General features: G+C 65.3%; 2 protein-coding genes and 1 pseudogene. All 3 read right to left on the reverse strand.

Going from position 1 to position 3017, the window contains the following annotated elements; genetic code table 11:
• A pseudogene (locus K2W81_RS13910) lies at positions 1-353 on the reverse strand (ornithine carbamoyltransferase); the annotation flags it as partial.
• Between the two features lie 43 nt (positions 354-396).
• Positions 397-1593 carry an aspartate aminotransferase family protein gene (locus K2W81_RS13915; RefSeq protein ID WP_294105376.1) on the reverse strand — a complete coding sequence of 399 codons (1197 nt, stop codon included), beginning with the start codon at positions 1591-1593 and terminating at the stop codon, positions 397-399.
• 200 nt (positions 1594-1793) lie between these two features.
• On the reverse strand, positions 1794-3017 hold a 1224-nt coding region (locus K2W81_RS13920; RefSeq protein WP_294105378.1), incomplete at its 5' end, for an efflux RND transporter permease subunit.

A 3017-nucleotide genomic window follows, 5' to 3' on the forward strand; every position in this document is an offset into this window, starting at 1 on the left:
GCCATTTCCTCGACCTTGGCATGATCATCGGTGCGCAGCATGATCGCGTCGACATAGCCCGACAGGACGTGCGCGGTATCATGCACGCTTTCGCCGCGCCCGAGCTGGGTGGTGCCTGCGTCGAGCACGATGCTGGTGCCGCCCAACTGGCGGATCGCCATGTCGAACGACACCCGCGTGCGGGTCGAGTTCTTCTCGAACACCATCGCCAGCACGCGCCCGGCGAGCGGGGCGTCGGCGTCAGGCTTGCCCTTGGGCCAGCCCGCGCGCGCCGCCTTACGGTCGAGCGCGTCGGCGATCATCGCCGCGATCCCGTCGGGGCCAGCGTCGGCGAGGTTGAGGAAGTGGCGCATCAATTCCTCCCCGAGCTTGTCTCGGGGAGGATTTGCCCGACCCTCACGCCGCCAGCGCGGGCGCGAACGCCCGGGCGCCGTCGCTCATTTTCTGGACGAACTCGTCGATGTGCGCTTCTTCGATCACCAATGGCGGCAGGATGCGGACGACATTCTCGCCCGCCGCGACCGTCAGCAGACCGTGGTGATCGCGCAAATGCGCCACGAAATCGCGGCTGACCGCTTTGTCCTTCAGCTTGATCCCGGCCATCAGCCCGCGCCCGCGCACGCTGTCGAAGATATGGTCGTGATTGGGGATCATCTGCTCGAGCGCTTGCCGCAGCCGATCGCCCATCGCGGTCACATGATCGAGGAAACCGGGTTCGAGAATCACGTCGAGGATCGCCTCGCCGGCCGCCATCGCCAGCGGATTGCCGCCATAGGTCGAGCCATGGGTGCCGATGACCATGCCCTTGGCCGCTTCCTCGGTCGCAAGGCACGCGCCGAGCGGGAAGCCGCCGCCGATGCCCTTGGCGACCGACATGATGTCGGGCTCGATCCCGTAATGCTCATAGGCCCACATCTTGCCGGTGCGACCGTAACCGCACTGGACTTCGTCAAGCACCAGCAGCAGGCCGTGCTCGTCGCAGAACGCGCGCAAGCCTTTGATGAACGCATCGCTGCCGACCGATACCCCGCCTTCGCCCTGGATCGTCTCGACCATGAACCCGGCGGTATGGTCGTCGACCAGCGCGAGTGCGGCTTCCAGATCATTGAACGGCGCATAGGCGAAGCCCGGCAGCAGCGGCTCGAACCCGTCGCGCATCTTGGCCTGATTGGTCGCCGAAATCGCGCCCATCGTGCGGCCATGAAAGGCGTTGTTGAAGGTGATCAGCGTGTGTCGCTGCGGATTGCCATTAGCATAATGATAGCGGCGCGCGGTCTTGATCGCGCATTCGACCGCTTCAGTGCCCGAATTGGTGAAGAAAACGGTGTCCGCGAAGCTATTGTCGACGATCCGCTGCGCCAGCTTTTCGCCCTGCGGGCTGCCGTAAAGGTTCGACACATGCATCAGCGTCGCGGCCTGTTCGGCGATGGCCTTCACCAGATGCGGGTGGCCGTGGCCGAGCGCATTGACCGCGATGCCGCTCGCGAAATCGAGATAACGCTCGCCGCGCTCGCCGATCAGATAACAGCCCTCCCCGCGCACCGGACGCACATCACACCGCGGATAGACGGGCATGAGCGGGGTGATCGGCATGGCAGGCTCCCTAACGCAAAAAGGCGACCCAAGCCGGTCGCCTGAAGCGGACTTTTACGGCGTGCGGGCGGATGGTGCAACTCCGGGGATCAGATCCATCGCTAAGCCCGTTCGTGCTGAGCTTGTCGAAGCACGGTCCTTCTTATGCGATCCGTTCGATAAGGAAGGACGGCCCTTCGACAAGCTCAGGGCAAACGGTACTAGGGGGTCGGCAATGGTTCACCATCAGACGACCTTGGCGCATCCCCCTCTGTCCGCCGCACCGCGAGCAGGTACATCACCGGCGTGACGATGCGGCTCAGCAAGGTCGAACTCACCAGCCCACCGATGATCACCCAGGCGAGCGGCGAATAGAGCGCCGAGCCGCCGAGCGCGAGCGGCAGCAGCCCGCCGATCGCCGTCACCGAGGTCAGCAGCACCGGCAGGAAGCGGATTTCGCCCGCCAGTTCGATCGCTTCACGCAGCGCCATGCCGCGCTCGCGCAGTTGCGCGGTAAAATCGACCAGCAGGATCGAATTCTTGATCTCGATCCCGATCAGCGCGACGAAACCGATCACCGCGAGAAATGAGAGCGAATTACCGGTGACCAGCAGCGCGATCAGCCCGCCGAAGGTGCCCAGCGGCACCACACCCGCGACCACCGCCGTTTCGCGGAAACGCCCGAATTCGAGCACCAGCACGCCGATGATGCCGAACACCGCCAGTAGGATCACCGGCCCCAGTCCCGAGAAATTGCGCGCCGCTGCCTCGGCCTCGCCGCCGATGCCGAAGCTATAGCCCTCAGGCAGCTTGATCCCCTGAAGCCGCGCCTCGACCAGCTTGTTCAGCCGTGACGTCAGCGTCCCCGGCTGATTATACGCGGTCACCGTCACGGTGCGCTGGAGCTTGAACCGGGTGATCTGCGGCGGGACGCTTTTGAGCTTGGGCGTGGCGATTTCGGCGAGCGGCACGCTGCCCCCCGCGACCGTCGGCACATAGACATCGCCGAGCGCCGACACCGGCTGCGCGACGTCGAGCGGGAGCCGCACGACGACCGGCCAGCTGTCGCCTTCATTGTCGCGGAGCTGGCTCGCGGTTTCGCCGCTGATCGCGAGCCGAACCGCGCGGCGGGCTTCGCCGGGTGCCACACCGAGCAGCGCGGCCTTGGCTTCATCGAGGCCGAGATCGAGATCGACGCGGTCATAGGCGAGCGGGCTGTCGATATCGCGCACGCCGGGTACCTTGCCCATTTCGACGACGACCTGATCGGACAGTCGCTTGAGCACGTCGATATCGGGGCCGCTGATGCGGATCGCGAGCGGCGCTTCGAGCGGCGGGCCATTCTCGAACACGATCAGCGTGATGCGGGCATCGGGATAGGCGCCGAATTTGCTGCGCAGTCGCGCGAGCAGTTTCGGGCTCTCGCGCACGTCCCATTCGTTGAG

The organism is Sphingomonas sp. (assembly GCF_019749955.1).
Lineage (GTDB): Bacteria > Pseudomonadota > Alphaproteobacteria > Sphingomonadales > Sphingomonadaceae > Sphingomonas.